Annotated in this window: 8 protein-coding genes and 1 pseudogene; 6 read left to right on the forward strand and 3 right to left on the reverse strand. The window is 72.6% G+C overall.

Features of this window, described 5'->3' with window-relative positions; translation table 11 throughout:
- The first annotated feature begins 17 nt into the window (after positions 1-17).
- The 4 genes from N5D62_RS08740 to N5D62_RS08755 all read left to right on the forward strand — a co-directional run bounded on the left by N5D62_RS08740 (position 18) and on the right by N5D62_RS08755 (position 7,740).
- Complete coding sequence (locus tag N5D62_RS08740) at positions 18-2,357, forward strand: TonB-dependent receptor (RefSeq protein WP_279757315.1); 2,340 nt, start codon at positions 18-20, stop codon at positions 2,355-2,357.
- A gap of 126 nt (positions 2,358-2,483) precedes the next feature.
- Positions 2,484-4,691: a prolyl oligopeptidase family serine peptidase gene (locus N5D62_RS08745; protein WP_279757316.1), complete on the forward strand. Its 2,208-nt coding sequence runs from the start codon at positions 2,484-2,486 to the stop codon at positions 4,689-4,691.
- Between the two features lie 569 nt (positions 4,692-5,260).
- Positions 5,261-6,376 (forward strand): hypothetical protein, encoded by a 1,116-nt coding sequence (locus tag N5D62_RS08750; protein WP_279757317.1) that lies wholly within the window; start codon positions 5,261-5,263, stop codon positions 6,374-6,376.
- Positions 6,322-7,740, forward strand: a complete 1,419-nt coding sequence (locus N5D62_RS08755; RefSeq protein ID WP_279757318.1) for a hypothetical protein — start codon at positions 6,322-6,324, stop codon at positions 7,738-7,740. The genes N5D62_RS08750 and N5D62_RS08755 overlap by 55 nt, the downstream gene beginning before the upstream one ends.
- A 55-nt stretch (positions 7,741-7,795) precedes the next feature.
- Here N5D62_RS08755 and N5D62_RS08760 read toward each other — a convergent pair whose 3' ends face one another.
- Complete coding sequence (locus tag N5D62_RS08760; RefSeq protein ID WP_279757319.1) at positions 7,796-10,228, reverse strand: membrane-bound PQQ-dependent dehydrogenase, glucose/quinate/shikimate family; 2,433 nt, start codon at positions 10,226-10,228, stop codon at positions 7,796-7,798.
- 92 nt (positions 10,229-10,320) lie between these two features.
- Between N5D62_RS08760 and N5D62_RS08765 the strand changes: the two genes are divergently transcribed.
- A complete protein-coding gene (locus N5D62_RS08765) occupies positions 10,321-12,639 on the forward strand; it encodes a hypothetical protein (RefSeq protein ID WP_279757320.1) in 2,319 nt (772 codons plus the stop codon).
- Between the two features lie 26 nt (positions 12,640-12,665).
- Here the strand turns inward: N5D62_RS08765 and N5D62_RS08770 are convergent, their stop codons facing one another.
- Entirely contained in the window at positions 12,666-14,027 is a 1,362-nt protein-coding gene (locus N5D62_RS08770) for an SAM-dependent methyltransferase (protein ID WP_279757321.1), read from the reverse strand.
- Between the two features lie 241 nt (positions 14,028-14,268).
- Entirely contained in the window at positions 14,269-15,117 is an 849-nt protein-coding gene (locus N5D62_RS08775) for a hypothetical protein (RefSeq protein WP_279757323.1), read from the reverse strand.
- Between the two features lie 156 nt (positions 15,118-15,273).
- Between N5D62_RS08775 and N5D62_RS08780 the strand changes: the two are divergent.
- A pseudogene (locus tag N5D62_RS08780) lies at positions 15,274-16,086 on the forward strand (hypothetical protein); the annotation flags it as partial.

Genomic DNA, 16,086 nt, shown 5'->3' on the forward strand with positions numbered 1-16,086 from the left:
GTTGGAGCTGTCCTTCCATGCATTCCATTTCCCGTGCGCGTCGACTGCGAGTCGGCGCGCTGACGGCGCTGGCGTCCGCCTGCGCCGCCGCCTGCCTCCCCGTCCTGGCCGCCGATGACGACGCCGCCTCCCGCGCCCATTCGCTGGGCATCGTCCGCGTCGACGGCGCCGCCCCCACCTCGCTGCCCAGCCGCATCCCCACGACGATGGAGGGCGTCAGCGGCGAGGCCATCGCCCGCGACATCAACGCCACCGACGCCGAGGACGCGCTGAAGTACCTGCCCAGCCTGCTGGTGCGCAAGCGCTACATCGGCGACTACAACCACGCGGTGCTGTCCACTCGCGCCTCGGGCACCGGCAACAGCGCGCGCTCGCTGGTCTATGCCGACGGCATCCTGCTGTCCAACCTGCTGGGCAACGGCGCGACCTTCGCGCCGCGCTGGGGCCTGGTCTCGCCCGAGGAGATCGCCCGCGTCGACGTGATGTACGGGCCGTTCTCGGCGGCGTATTCCGGCAATGCGGTCGGCGCGGTCGTGGACTACCAGACCCGGATGCCGACCCGCTTCGAGGCGCATGCGCGCGTCGGCTACAGCCACCAGCCCAACGACCTCTACGGCCGCCGGCGGAACTACGACGCGAAGCAGGCCAGCGCCTCGATCGGCAGCGCCGAGGGGGCCTTCTCGTGGTGGATCCACGCCGGCCGCACCGACAGCGAGGGACAGCCGCAGACCTTCGCCAACCGGTCGCCGGCCAGCGCGCCGGCGCCCGCCGGGACCGTGCCGGTGACCGGCGCGGTCCCGGGGCTGAACCGCAACAACCAGCCCTGGCTGCTGATCGGCAGCGGCACGCAGTACGACACGGTGCAGGATCAGGCCAAGGTCAAGCTGGCCTACGACCTCGATCCGGGGTTGCGCGCGCTGTACGTCTTCGGGTTGTGGAGCAACCGCTCGGACGGACGCTCGCGGAGCTTCCTGAGCGATGCGGCCGGACGCCCCATCGACAACCGGTCCGGTGGCGGCATCACGCAGCCGGTCGCCATCGACGGCAAGCTCTACACGCTGGCCGGCAGCGACTTCCCGCAGACCCGCGACGAGCTGGAGCACCGCATGCACGCGCTGTCGCTGAAGCGGCGCGTGCGCGAGGGCCTCGGCTGGGAGCTGTCGGGCAGCGTCTACGACTACCTCGCGGACCGCTCGCGCGCCTATGCCCCGACGGCGAAGGCGACGGACGGCGGCCGGTTGACGGACCAGTCCGGCACCGGCTGGCACACGCTGTCGGCCAAGCTCACCTGGACGCCCGAGGGCAGCGATCACGCGATCGACGCGGGCGTGTCGCAGGAGCGCTACCAGTTGCGCAACCGCGTCTTCGGCCTGAGCGACTGGCGCTCGGGCGCGGCCGGCGCGCAGACCTCGCGCTTCGAAGGCGACACGCGGGTGCGGGCCGTCTTCGCGCAGGACGCGTGGACCTTCGCGCCGGACTGGACGGCGGTACTGGGCCTGCGCGGAGAACGCTGGCAGGCCTTCGACGGCGTCACGCAGACGGCGTCCGACGCGACGCCGTACCCGCACGCCGATCGCGCGAAGACCGCCTGGTCGCCGAAGGCGGCGCTGTCCTACGGCGTCGGCGAGCACTGGGTGCTCAAGGCCAGCACCGGCCGCGCGGTGCGTTTCCCGACGGTCAGCGAGCTGTTCCAGGGCGGCTTCGACACCGCCGGCAACTTCATCAACAACAACCCGTCGCTCAAGCCCGAGCGCAGCTGGACCAGCGAGCTCAGCGCCGAATGGACCGGCGCCGGCCGCGACAACCTGCGCGTCACCCTGTTCCACGAGGACAGCCGGGATGCGCTGTATTCGCAGATCAACCCGGGGGTGAGCACGTCCACGAGCACGGTGCAGAACATCGACCACGTGCGCACGCGCGGCGTGGAGCTGAGCGGCACCGCCTCGCTGCCGCGTCGGATCACGCTGACGGGGAGCGTCACCTTCGCGGACTCGGTCATCCTGGCCAACAGCGGTTACGCGACGGTGCCGGGCGACACGGTCGGCAAGTGGCAACCGCGGGTGCCGCGCTGGCGGGCGACGCTGCTGGCGCAGTGGCAAGCGCGGGACGACTTGAGCCTGAGCTTGGGGGCGCGCTACAGCGGCAAGCAGTTCGGCACGCTGGACAACAGCGACGTGAACGGCCTCGCCTACATGGCGTCGAGCAAGTACTTCACCGTCGACGCCCGCGCGCAATGGCGCGTCGACCGGCAATGGACGCTGGCCGCCGGCATCGACAACCTCAACGACTACCAGTACTGGAACTTCCATCCCTACCCGGGACGGACATTCCAGGTGGAAGCGAGGTGGGACTACTGAGCCGGCGCCTCGGTACTTCCCCTGACTGACCAAAGGCACCCCAGGAGCCGCGCGGCACAATCCCCGCCCACCGCCCCGGCGGCCACGAGCCCCGGGGCGGCTCCCCGACTCTCAGGAGCACACCGCATGCAATCCCGTCTTTCGTTGACCGCCGCCCTGGTGGTCGGGCTCGGCGCCGGCGCCGCCGCGACCGCGCAGACCGCCGCGGTCCCCGCGACCGCCGCCGCCGCCACCAGCACCGCCTCGCAGGGCCTGGCCTACCCCGCCACCCGCAAGGTCGACCAGACCGACGACTACCACGGCACCAAGGTCGCCGACCCCTACCGCTGGCTCGAGGACGACAACGCCGCCGACACCAAGGCCTGGGTCCAGGCCGAGAACGCCGTCACCGACAAGTTCCTCGCCGCGATGCCCCAGCGCCTGCCCGCGCGCAAGCTCTACACCGACCTCTACAACTTCGAGAAGTTCGGCGTCCCCTACAAGGAAGGCGGCCGCTACTTCTGGACCCGCAACGACGGCCTGCAGCAGCAGGCGGTGCTCTACACCGCCCGCGGCCTGGCCGACACGCCGCAGGTCGCGCTCGACCCCAACACGCTGTCCAAGGACGGCACCGTCGCCCTCACCGGCGGCGCGGTCTCGCGCGACGGCAAGCTGATGGCCTACGGCACCGCCGGCGCCGGCTCCGACTGGCAGACCTGGAAGGTCCGCGACCTCGACGCCGGCAAGGACCTGCCCGACACCATCGAGTGGGTGAAGTTCTCCAACGCCTCCTGGACCCCGGACGGCAAGGGCTTCTTCTACTCGCGCTACGACGCGCCCAAGGAAGGCGCGGCCCTCACCGGCGCCAACTACTTCCAGAAGGTCTACTACCACCGCCTGGGCACGCCGCAGTCCGCCGACGCGCTGGTCCTGGAGAACCCCGCCGAGAAGGAATGGGGCTTCAACGTCGAGGTCACCGACGACGGCCGCCTCGCGCTGATCAACGTCTGGAAGGGCTCCGCCCGCAAGAACGGCCTGATGGTCCTGCCGCTGGACGGCCAGGGCGGCTACGCCGGCGCCAAGGCGATCCCGCTGACCACCGCCTTCGACGCCGAGTACAGCCCCGTCGTGCTCGACGGCCAGCGCCTGATCGTCAAGACCGACAAGGACGCGCCGCGCGGCCGCCTGATCGCCATCGACCTGGACAAGGACTGGCAGGCCAAGGATCCCAAGACCTGGACCACCCTCGTCCCCGAGACCCAGGACGCCCTGAACGCCGCCAGCGGCGTCGGCGGCCAGCTGGTGCTGAGCTACCTGCAGGACGCCTCCACGCTGGTGCGCGTGCACGCCCCCAGCGGCAAGCACGTCCGCGACATCAAGCTGCCCGGCGTCGGCACCGCCTCCGGCTTCGGCGGCAAGTGGAACGACCCCGAGACCTTCTTCGGCTACACCAGCCTGACCACCCCGGGCGAGATCTGGCGCCTGGATGCCAAGACCGGCAAGACCGAGCTGTTCAAGCGCACGCAGACCGCGTTCGACGCCAGCCAGTTCGAGAGCAAGCGCGTCTTCGTCACCAGCAAGGACGGCACCAAGCTGCCGATCTTCATCGCGCACCGCAAGGGCCTGAAGCTCGACGGCAACAACCCGACGCTGCTCTACGGCTACGGCGGCTTCAACGTGCCGATGACCCCCGGCTACGGCGTCACCGCCGCGACCTGGATGAAGATGGGCGGCGTCTACGTGCTGGCCGTGCTGCGCGGCGGCGGCGAGTACGGCGCCGCCTGGCACGAGGCCGGCACCAAGGCCAAGAAGCAGAACGTCTTCGACGACTTCATCGCCGCCGGCGAGTACCTGGTCGCCAACAAGTACACCCAACCCGCGAAGCTCGCCATCAACGGCGGCTCCAACGGCGGTCTGCTGGTCGGCGCGGTCGTCAACCAGCGCCCCGACCTGTTCGGCGCCGCGGTGCCGCAGGTCGGCGTGATGGACATGCTGCGCTTCCACAAGTTCACCATCGGCTGGGCGTGGACCTCGGACTACGGCAGCGCCGAGAACGCGGAGGACTTCAAGTGGCTGCGCGCCTACTCGCCGCTGCACACGATCAAGAGCGGCCCGGGCGTGCGCTACCCGGCGATCCTGGTCACCACCGGCGACCATGACGACCGCGTCGTGCCGGCCCACAGCTTCAAGTACACCGCGACGCTGCAGGCCGCCGACACCGGCCCGGCGCCCAAGCTGATCCGCATCGAGACGCAGGCCGGCCACGGCGCCGGCAAGCCCACCTCCAAGATCATCGAGGAGCGCGCCGACATCCTGGCCTTCATCGCCAACACCTTCGGCATGGACGTCAAGTAATCGCGGGCGGCACGTCGCCGCCCCGCGCGGCGCGTCCCCCGAGGCCCGGCCCGTCCCCGACGCGCCGGGCCTTTTCACGTCCAGATCGCGCCGGCGGCGCACCGCCGCGGCGGGCACCGGGAAATGGCCGTGAAATCCGGCCAGTTGTTTGGCCGGATTTCGGGCCTGTTCTCCACGGCTGGTCCAGCCGCCGGACGGCGATGATGCGAAGCATGACGACACGCCGAACCGCTCCTCCCGCGCAGACCACGCCCTGGCGTCCCTGCCCCAGGCAGCCCTCACCGGCCTCGGGACCGCACCGGTCCTGAGCGTCGCCGCTCCTTGAAGCGCCCAGGCCGCGTCCCCCCGGGGTCGCCCGATGGCCGGCGCTCCACGCGCTCACACGTGCCCACGCCGCAGCACCACGTCCCACGCAGTCCGGGGCGTCCAGGCGGCGTCCGCAGCGCTCTTGCCCGACCCGTCGACGATGGGTCGGGCTTTTTTGTTCCCGCGTCGACCTTGCGCCACGTCGCGAACCGCGGCGGACGAGCTCGTCAACTGACTGGCTTCAGTCACTTGCCGAGATGCCCATGCCGCCGGTCTTCCCTGTTTCCCCCACCCCCTCGCCCGTTCCCGTCGAGCCCGGCTACGACATGGTCGAGGACCTCGACCAGCTCGACCCACTCGACGGCGCCGACGCGCGGGCCGACACCGAACTGCGAGCGGCGCTGCGCGTCGGCGACGCCGTCACGCTGGAACGCCTGATCGCCGACCTGCGGCAGGCCGCCGACCGGCGCGAGATCGATCCCGCCACCCACCTCACCCGGCTGCTCGGCGCGATGGGCGACTGCGACCTGCGGCCCGACAACCCGGCGGCCGCCCCCTATCTGCATGCCTTGTCGCGGATCAAGACCAAGCGCTCGGGACTGCTGGTCCGGGGCGCCGCGAAGTGGTCGGAGGCGAACGTCGGCTCCGCGTTGGCATTGACCTGTCCCGACGCCCTGCGTCACAAGACCTGGGCCGTCGACAGCCGGCGCCCTGCCGCCACGGCGCGATGGATGGGCCGGGTGAGCGCCTTCGCCGCCGCCGGGTTGATCAGTCCGCACGCCTGCGTCCGCATGCTGCTGGGCGCCCCTTCCGCGGCGCCGCTCCCGCATCGGGCGCTGAAGCAGGGCGATCCGACAGGCCGGGAGTTCGCGGCCGTCATGGCCGGCTTCAAGGACTGCGCCGCCGTCGGCGCCCTGAAGGGGCCGGACTTCCTCAGGCTGCTGTCCACCACCGATGAGGGCTTGAGCCTGCCGGACGTCGTGTACAGACAGGGAAACCTCCGGCACCTCCAGGCCTTCCTCGACATGGCGTTCGGCGCGCGCCTGGCCGATGCGCTGACCGAGAGGGAGTACCTGGACCTGGTCACGAAGACCGCGTCCGGCCATCCCGTGCTGCCCCATCTCTGCCAGCAGCCCCGGCAAGACGCCGCGCGCCTGAGCGCCTATCTCCTCGCGCTGGAAGAGGCGGAGCGAACGGGCCGCGTCCCGCACGACACGCTGGCCGGCGTCCTGCTGGAGCGGGACGACACCGGGAAGTTCCCCATCGAACGCGCCGGTCCCGCGCACGCCGCGGCGATCCGGCGCGTGGTGGCGGCGGCGCCGGAGTGGCGCATGTCCGAGACCGCGGCGCGGAGGATCCTCGGCTTGCTCCGCGCCTGAGCCCGGCCCGGCCCTTCCCGAGGGCCGGGCCTCTTTTCCTGAACCGGCCCCGGGGGTGCCCGACTGACACCCTTTCCATTTCCGGAGCCCGCATGCCGGTGCACACCGTTCCGTTCCTGAACACCGATGTCGTTGTCGTCGAAGGCGACGGCCCCGAGGATGATCCCGTTCGTGTCGTGCACGAACCGCCGAGCGCGCTCGAACGATTCGCCCAGGCCGTCGAGAAGGGCCAGGCGGCGCGGGTCAAGGACGTGCTGTCGCGGCGGCCGCTCCCGGACGATCCCACCCAGGCCTTCCGCGTCGCGCTGACGCCGCGACACGCGGACGGTCCCCATCTCACGCCACTCGCCCATGCGGTCGCCGACGGCGACGTCGACATGACGCGCGTGCTCGTCGACGCCATCGCTGACCGCCGGGACGGCTGGGGGAGGCAGCGCTTCGACGCCGACACGCATTTCGACCTGCTGCGCGACGGCATGCTGGCGGCGACGTCCAGGAGCGCGCCGGCGCTCGAGGCCTGCGTGAAGGCGATGTGCCGCAACGACGGCGTGAAGCGGCTGGCCCGGGCGCAGTTGCCCGGCCTGTTGCAGTCGATGCAGCCCTTCGGAGGCGGCATCAACGACGTGACGCTCACCCGTGACGGCGCGGAACGGACGGCCGGCTGGATCCGGAGCGTCGTCGCGGCCGCCAAGGCGGACCTGATCTCCAGGGAGCGCGCGATCCTTCTGCTCGAAGGCGCTCCCGATCGTCCCCCGGTGCGCGTCGCGCAGCGGCTGAACGTGGCGACTTTCCAGGCGGTGATCGAGGGCCATGCCCACGCCGGACGGGAGAAGCTGGTCGTCTCGTCCCAGTTGCGCGACATGATGATGGGGTGGCGCAACGACGGCACCACGGCCCTGCACGCCGCGGCGCAGGACAGCGACCCGCGAGGCGTCTCGGCCTACATCCACGCCGTCCACGCGGCGCGACGCGGGGGCGCGCTGCCAAACGACGAGGACTATCTGAACCTGCTGTCGGCGGGCCGAGGCACCCGACCGCTGCTGGCGACGCTGTGCCGCGCCGATGCGCCGCCGCAAGCCCTGGCGGCCTATCTGAACAGCTTGCTTGTCGCGACCCTGGGAGGCGCGAACAGCATGACCCCGGGCAAGCTGCTGAAGCTGATGCTGGCCCTGGGCGACGACGGCCACCCCGCGCTGACGCGATGCAGTCCGGCCCAGGCCAAGGTCGTCCGCGATGCGTTGGGCATGGCGGTCGAGGACGGCCGGATCAGCACGGCCACGGCGGACCATCTCCTGCAGTTCGTGCCGCGCGCTGGCGACACGCCGGTCCGCACCGGCGCCCTGACACGGGCGCCTGACGCCTGACGCGCCTCATGCGACCGGCGGGCCCGGCCACGCCACGCCGCGGCGCCTTGCGCGCTCAGCGTTTCTCCAACGCATAGGCGCGCACATGGTCGCCGGGCTTCGTGCCCGTCGACCCGTGCCCGCCGGCCACCACCAACACGTACTGCCGCCCATCGGCGCCGAGGTAGGTCATCGGCGTGGCCTGGCCGCCCGCGGGCAGCCGGCTTTCCCACAGCGTCCGGCCATCGTTGACGTCATAGGCGCGCACGTAGTTGTCCATGCTCCCCGACAGGAATGCGACGCCCCCCGCGGTCATCAGCGGACCGCCCAGGCTGGGCACGCCCAGCCGCAAGGGCAGCGGCAGCGGCGACAGGTCGCGCACCGTGCCGTTGCGATGGCGCCAGACCACCTTGCCCTCGTTGAGGTCCACGCCCGCGACCGTGCCCCAGGGCGGCGCCTGGCAGGGCACGCCCAGCGGCGAGGTGAAGGGCTTCATCTTCGACGCGAAGGGCGCGCCGAAGTTCTCGTTGAGCGCCGGCAGCGAGCCGCTGGGCGGCCCGTCGTCCTGCACCAGCAGCGAGGTCGCGTCGCGCCGCGGCACCAGTTGCGAGGTGAAGGCCAGCACCGCCGGCGTCGTGAACGCGATGCCGCGCACCGGGTCCACGGCGATGCTGCCCCAGTTGAAGACGCCGAAGTTGCCGGGATTGATCAGCGAGCCCTGCGTCGACGGCGGCGTGAAGCGCCCCTCGTAGCGCAGCTGGTGGAAGGCGATGCGGCACCAGAGCTGGTCGAACATCGTCACGCCCCAGAGGTCGCGCTCGCGCAGCACCGGCGGATTGAACGAGATCGCCGACACCGGCTGCGTCGGCGCGGTGAAGTCGCCCGCCGCCGCGCCCTGCGGCGCCGGCTTCTCGGTGACCGGGAACACCGGCTTGCCGTCGCGCCGGTCCAGCACGAACAGCTCGCCCTGCTTGGTCGACTGCACCAGCGCCGGCACGCGCTCGCCGCGCACCGTCAGGTCGACGAGCACCGGCTGCGCCGGCACGTCGTAGTCCCACAGGTCGTGGTGCACCGTCTGGAAGACCCAGCGCGCGCGGCCCGTCGCCAGGTCCAGCGCGACCACCGACGACGAGTGCTTCTCGACGCTGGCCGAGCGCTTGCCGCCCCACTGGTCCGGCGGCTGGTTGCCCATCGGCAGGTAGACCAGGCCGAGGTCCTCGTCGACGCTGCCGACCGACCAGCTGTTGGGCGAGTTGGCGGTGTAGGCCTGCCCGGCGGCCAGCGGCGCGGTCGCCTCCGGATTCGCCGAATCCCAGTTCCACACCAGCGCGCCGGTGTCGATGTCGTAGGCCCGGATCACGCCGGACTGCTCCTTCGTCGACGCGTTGTCCAGCACCGTGCCGCCGACGATGACCAGGCGCCGCGTCACCACCGGCGGCGAGGTCGAGTAGTACGCGCCCGGCTTCGCGTTGGGCATGCCGGCCCACAGGTCCACCGCGCCCGCCTTGCCGAAGGCGGGACAGACCTTGCCCGAGACCGGATCCAGCGCGATCAGCCGCGCGTCGGAGGTCGGCATGAACAGCTTGGACGCGCAGGGCGCCGGCTGCGCGCCGGCCGCGGCCATCGGGCCGGGCGGCGGCTGGTAGGACAGGCCGCGGCAGGTCAGGTGCTGCAGCGCCAGTGCGCCGCGCACCTGCGGGTCGTAGCGCCAGAGCTCCCGGCCGGTCGTCGCGTCCAGCGCCAGCACCGTCTGGTGGGGCGTGCACAGGAACAGGCGTTCGCCCACCTTCAGCGGGGTGACCTCGAAGGTGGTCTCCTTCGGATCGCCGGGCCGGCCGCGGACGTCGCCGGTGCGGAACTCCCAGGCCAGCTTCAGTTCGCCGACGTTGGCCGGCGTGATCTGCGCCAGCGGCGACCAGCGCTGGCCGAGGCCGGTCCGGCCGTAGGCCTGCCACTCGCCGTCCGGGATCGCCGCGGCGCCCGACGCGGCGCCCCCCGGCGGCCGCGCCGGGCCGTTGGCGGGCATCGTGCCCTCGAGCGCATGTCGGTCGTGCGTCCACGACAGCACCGCCACCACGACGAAGGCGCCCAGCGCCGCGGCCAGCGCCAGCGCCGGCGGGCTGCGCCACGCGACGCGCCGCGGGTCGTCCGGCGGCAGGTGCCGGCGCATCGTCGGCACCAGCGCCAGCAGCACCGCGCCGATCGCGAAGGGCACGCCCAGCCGCGCGCCCAGCGGCCACCAGTCCAGGCCCGCTTCCCACAGGCTCCACGCCAGCGTGGCGAGGAAGTAAAGCGCGTAGGCCAGCACCGCCTCGCGCAGCCGGCCCCACATCAAGGCGCCGATGACAACCCAGGCCAGGCCCGACAGCGCGTAGTACCAGCTGCCGCCCAGCGAAGCGAGCCAGCCCCCGGCGGCCAGCATGACGAAGCCAAGGATCAGCAGCGCCGCGCCGAGCAGGCGGGCGAGCCAGGGCACCGGGGCGGGAATCGGAGCGAGGACGGAGGACATGCGCCGGAGGAACGAAGCGGAGGAACCCCTGGGACGGCAAGATTCGTTCCGCGTCCGCGGGAACCGTCCCGGGCGGGGGCCTACCCATGCCCATGACCCTGCCCCTGACCGCCCGCCATACGTACGGCTTCGAGCCGGCGTTCTTCGACCGGATGGAGGCCGAGGCGCAAGCCGCCGCCGGCCCCGACAAACCGGTGCGACCGGACGGGCAGGCGCGCCATTACGCGCCGGACCGCTCGCTGGACCCTCATGCGGAGACCGGCAGGGTCCGTCACGCCTTCCTGACGAGCAAGGAAGGCGAGGCGGCCCTGGCCGAATGGGACGAGACCTTCCAGGACATCCTCGCGTTCGCACGAGAGCATCGCCTCGGGAAGGCCGAACGCGAACTGATGGCGATGCTCGCCGGGCGCCACAACAAGAACCCGAACAGCGGCCCCGGGGGGGTGATGAACTACCTGCGCGCAGACTACAAGCAGTCGTTGGAAGCGATCGCGGGCCACCTGCGCGATGAGCGCATCCCGCTGGGGGTCCGGCAGGAGATCCTGAACAGCCTGGACGAGCTCGACCTGTGCCTGGAGCGCCAGCTCGCGGAGTGCCGACGGGTCGCGCTGGAGCTCGGTGCCCATCGCAGCTCGCTGACCGCCGAACTGGGCAAGGCCCTTTCGGAGTTGGGGGAGGCGCACCTGCGGGACCTCTTGCAGACCGAGCCCGGGCTGGGCGATCACGAGGCCGCCACGCCGCACGTGCTGCTGCCCTTCGCCAAGGCGCTGCGACTCCCCGGCCTGGTCCATCCCGGGACGCCGGCGGACCATTTCACCGTCGACATCCGCGCCCATCAGGACATCGTCGACCGCTGCGCGCAGGCGCTGGGCCGGCGCATCGACAGCCTGGCGATCGCCGACCTCCTGGCGGACCGCTGCCTGGCGTCGCTGAAAGCCGCGGTATCGGAACGCCTCGGCGGCATGACGCCGGACCTCGTCGGCGGCGAAGGCCACCTGGAGGCGCTGCAGGAAGCCACACTGGCGCTGGGCTCGCGCTTCGGCCCCTTGAACCCGATCAGCGCGACCTGCCTGAAGGCGGACAGCTGGACGCCGCTGCGCCTGGCCGACGACGCCCGCATGCTGGCCATCGACCTGCGGCACAACATGACGCGCCTGAATGCCGCGCCGCCGCCGCGCGACCAGCTCCTCGAGACCTGGGAGAGCGACGGGCTTCGCCACCGACTCGGACGTTTCGAGGACCGCCGCCTGTACGTGCGCACGGAGGCCGCGGCCGGTGGCGCGATACCCCGCCTGCGCCCGCCGACGCCGGCGGAGGTCGGTCGCCAGATCGAGCGCCTGCAGCTCGGACCGGTCCGGCCGGACGAGGCGCCGATGGATGCGGCCTTGCAGGAGGTGCTCGTCGACCACATGGTCTCGATGGCATCGCCGTCGAAGGTCCGCACCATCGCGGCGGAACTGCCGACGCCGAACGCCGTCGAGCACGTCATCGACCGCCTCGGACTGGACGACGACACGCTGGCGGGTTGGATGCGCGACCTGCCGGGCCAGTGGTCGGCGGAGGTGCTCGACCGTGCCTTCGACGCGATCCTGCGCCGGCGCGCGGCCGAGGCGCTCGGCGTGCTGCTGCGCGACTGGCGGACCCCGGGCTTCCCGTCCAGCTGGTCGCGCCAGGTGGTCCGCCAGGCCGGCATCGGAGCCGCGATGAACCAGGATCGCCGCGTCAAGGGCATCGACAAGGACGGCGATCCCGCGCGCGTGAGGCGCAACGCGCAGCGCGAGCTGCTCGATCGCATCGAGGGCATGCTCGCCAGCGCGAAGCCGCCGGTGCCGATGACGCCTTGCCGCCAGGCGCTGCGGGCCTTCGCCGGGCGGCATCCGCTGGGGCGGGCGCGCGACGCGATCGACGAACGGTCCCTCGGTGCTGTCATCGGATCGCTGGACGGGTTGCGCAAGGCGATCGGCGGCAAGCTGGCCGTGCCGCTGTTGAGCGAGGACGGCGGGCTGGCCGGCGCGCTGGAGTCGTCCCTGTTCGTCGGCAGCGAGCGCGGGATGGCCGCGGAGTTGGCGCTGATACGGCGCCTGGCCGAGGCCCTGGCGCTCGGGAGCGAGGACATCGAGATGATGCTGCGCGTCGAGAGCCCGGATCGCGCGCCGGAGCCGGTCCCGCTGGTCGCCGCAGCGTTGCTGAAGGGACGTCCGGCCGTGATCGGCGCGGTGTTCGCCTGGGCCGCCGGCATGCACCGCGACGGCCTGCTGGACGCCCCCGCGCTGCGGCGGATCCTGCAGCCGGCGATGCCGAAGGCGCCTCGCGGCGAAGCCAAGGCGGTGCCGCGACACATCGCGGACGCGCGCGAGCGTCACCGGAACGAAGTGGCCAAGGCGGTGGCGGCAGGCTTGCTGCCCGCTTGAGGCGCGGGCGCAGGCGCAGGCGCCGCTCAGGCGGCTTCCAGCCGCCCTTCCACGCGCAACAGCGTCTCCAGCGCCTGGCTGCGCAGGCCGTAGAAGCGCTTGATCTCCTCGAGCTGCGCGAGCAGCTCGGCCCGGCGCGCCGCGGTCAGGTCCTGCGCCCGCTTCACCGCCAGCACCATCTTGTTCTTGCTGGTGTGCTCCAGCGCGATGAACTCGATCACCTGCGTGTCGTAGCCCATCAGCTCCAGCAGCAACGCGCGCAGCGAGTCGGTCACCATCTCCGCCTCCTGGCCCAGGTGGATGCCGTGCTGCAGCAGCGGCCGCAGCGCCGCCGGCGTCGTCATCTGCGGCCGGATCTCCTTGTGGCAGCAGGGCGCGCACATGATGATCCGCGCGCCGCTGCGCAGGCCGAAGTGCATCGCGTGGTCGGTGGCGATGTCGCAGGCATGCAGCGCGACCATCACGTCCAGCGGCTGGTCGCCGCGCTCGCGCACGTCGCCGTGCTCGAAGCTCAGCCCGTCCAGCCCGTGCCGCGCGGCCGCCGCGTTGCCCAGCGCCACCATGTCCTGCTTGAGCTCCACGCCCTGCACCCGCGGCGCCAGGCCTTGCGCGCGCAGCCAGTCATGCATCGCGAAGGTCAGGTAGCCCTTGCCGGAGCCGAAGTCGGCCAGCCGCACCGGCGTGCCCGGCGCGTCCAGCCCGGCCTTGCGCACGGCCGCGCCGAAGATCTCGATGAACTTGTTGATCTGCTTCCACTTGCGCGCCATCGCCGGCACCAGCGCGGCCTGGCCCTTGAGCTCATGCGTGACGCCGAGGTCGCGCCAGAACGGGCGGTCCATCGCCAGCTCGCGCGGCTTGGCGCGGTCGTGACCGGCGGGGGGCCTCGGGCCGGCATTGCCGGCGCCACCGGCGACATCGGCGTCACCCGCCCCGCCGGCCTGGCCGTCCGGGGCACCGTCCGCGTCCTTCGCGCCGGCACCCGCGGCACCGGCGGCACCGGCAGCCGCGCCCTTGCGGCCGACCTGCAGCAGCGGCTTGCCCTTGCGGCTGAAGCGCAGTTGCACCTCCTCACCCAGCGTGTCCAGGTGGGCCTGCTGGAAGTCGCGGCCCAGCAGCGCCTCGACCAGCGCGAGGCCCTCGTCCAGCGAATGGTTCTTGGTGACGTCCTTGGTCTTGTGCCGCCACAGGAAGCTCAGCGCGCGCTCGCCGCGCAACTCGATGTCGCGCACCGTCAGGCGCTCGATCGACGTGTCCTCGCCCTCATGACGGTTCAGCAACAGGCGCTGGAAACGGCGCTCGGCCAGCGCGGTGCGCAGCAGGCGCAGGAAGCGCTGGCGGTCGTCCGGCGGCGCGGCCGGGGTGTCGGGATCAACGAGGGAACTGAACATCGGGAGTCCTGCGGCGAATCCGCGATTGTCCCGCCAAAGCGTCCAGGACCACAGTGGGCGGGATATGCCACCAGCCACCGGCCACCAGCCACCGGCCACCAGCCACCAGCCACCGGCCACCGGCCACCAGTCACCAGTCACCAGTCACCAGTTGCCAGCCACGGCCCCCGGCCACCGACCACCGACCACCGACCACCGGTCGCAGGTCGCAGGTCGCAGGTCGCAGGTCGCAGGTCGCGCCTCAGTCCACCTCGCACAGGCCGACCAGCCAGTGGCCCTCGCCGACGACCGACGCGTCAGCCGGCATCAGCGTGAAGCACAGCCGGCGCCGCGCCGGGCCCGCCGGGCCAACAGGCGCGCGCGCGGATGGCGCGATCGTCAGCGTCGACGACGGGGCGCCGGCCCGCCGCCGCAGCGCCTCGCGGTGCAACCAGGCCAGCACCTCCGGCGGCAGCCGGGCATGGTCCGACCACGGCGGCGCGACATAGGCCGCCATCAGCGCCCGCGCCTGCGGCGTCTGCCAGCTGCAATGGCCGTCGCGCTCGCGCACCGTCATGCCGGTCGTCGGCGCCGGCGGCGGGCCGGCCGGACTCGCGGCCGGGACCGGGCGCAGCAGGCTTTCGACGCGCGCCAGCAGGTCGCTCATCCGCACCGGCTTGACCAGGCACTCGGCGGCGCCGGCCGCACGCAGCTCGTCCGGCAGCGGCGAGGCGTGGGGCCGGCTCAGCGTCAGCACCGGCACGCCGGCGCCGGCCAGCCGCCGCAACAGCGCGACCGGACCTCCCCCCGGCAGGCCGGGCGAGTCGGGCAGTTCGGGCAACTCGGGCAAGGCCATGTCCATCAGCACCAACGCCGGCCCCGCGGCCAGGCCGTCGACCGCGGCGACTGGATCGGCGGCGCGCAGCAGTTCGTAGCCCGCTTCCTCCAGCACCGCCGCCAGCGGCTGCACCGACAGCGCCTGCACGAGCAGCAGCCGCGCCCGGGCGGGGTGCCGGGCATCGCGGCGCGAGGCGAGGTCGACGTCCTGGCCGACGTCACGACGGACGTCATGACGAAGCTCGGACGGATCGGCGGGCGGCGGGGTCGGCATGCGATCCAACATACAAGTCCCGTGCCCGCTTCTCAAGCGCCGCGGATGGGCGCGGGCGGCGCGTCGGCGCTCGGCCTGAAGCCGCGAATTCCGGGGCGTTCCGCCCGGTCGCGCGGCGATCGGGGCCCGGAGGGCTGACGCACAATGGCCGGCGCCATGGACGATACCCCCGCCTCGCCCGACATCGACCTCAACGCCCCGCCGGCCGCGGACGCGGAGGCGACCGTCGCCGCGCCGGCCCCCGCCGCCGCGCCCGCCGTGCCGTGGGAAGGCCCGTCGCCGGACGTCGTCGCCTGGCTGCTGGTGAACTGGCACAACAAGCACCCGCTGGCGCGGCGCATCGGCATCGCCGATGTCCACACCGTCGGTGCCGTCGCCCTGCCCTTCATGGCGCAGGCGCTGCCCAAGGAGCCGAGCCTGGAGGCCGGCGCCGCGCCGGACGCCGCGGCCGCCACGCCGCCGCCGGCCGCCCGCCGGATGCCCTGGCAACGGCTGCCCTGGCTGAACAAGACCCCGGCCACCGGCCCCCGGCCAGCCTGGGTCGACGACTTCATCCCCGGCCTGAAGCGCCCGGCCGTCGCCGCGATGGCGCTCGACCACGGCTTCACCCATGCGCCGGACGAGTTGCCGCTGCGCCGCGTCGACATCGACGAGCGCGCGCTGGCCGGCGATCCGAACCAGGCTGGTGCATGGCCGATGGAATTGGTGCTGCTCAGCGCCGCCTTCGATGCGGGCCCGGCCCGCCGGCGCGTCCTCGTGGGGCGCCGGGACCGGGTGCTGGGCCAGCGCGCGCTGGATCCGGCGCGGCTCGGCGTCGCCGGCTGCGTGGCGGCGCTGGTGCTGATCCTGGCGATCTGGGCGCTGTGGCCGTCCTCGAAGCCGTCCGCCGAGCAGCTCGCCGCCCAGGCGGCCGCGGAAGCCGCCTCGGCCGCCTCCGCGGCGCAGGCGGCATCGGCGGCGCTGGCGGCC

The sequence above is a fragment of the Mitsuaria sp. GD03876 genome (genome assembly GCF_029840635.1).
In the GTDB taxonomy this organism is placed as follows: domain Bacteria; phylum Pseudomonadota; class Gammaproteobacteria; order Burkholderiales; family Burkholderiaceae_C; genus Roseateles.